The organism is Gilvimarinus sp. 1_MG-2023, assembly GCF_030548285.1.
This window is the reverse complement of sequence record NZ_JAUOSC010000737.1, coordinates 1-296: the sequence shown is the minus strand read 5'-3', so window position 1 is coordinate 296 and position 296 is coordinate 1. Positions and strand designations below refer to the sequence as shown.

The window sequence follows — 296 nt, the reverse complement described above, 5'->3', positions numbered from 1 at the left end:
GTTCAATGACCGATACTGAAGCGTCGCCACTGAGTGCGGCCGATATTGAAATTGTGATCATCGACGACGACGAAGATGTGCGGATCAATACGTCCGACCTGTTATCGGTCGAGTATCAACGTATCAGTACCTATGCCTCGCCGGCCGCTTTGCTGAAACGGCTGACGGTGAATCAGCCAATGGTCATTCTGACCGATTTGCGTATGCCCGATGCCGACGGCTTTGAGTTTGCCTGTCAGGCACTCAAAATTGACCCGGATTTGCCGGTTAGTCTGATGACTGGGTATGGTGATATC

General features: G+C 51.7%; 1 protein-coding gene. It reads left to right on the top strand.

The annotated features are described in order from the left end of the window. On the top strand, nucleotides 1-296 hold a 296-nt coding region (locus Q4563_RS18820; protein WP_303605600.1), incomplete at both ends, for a response regulator.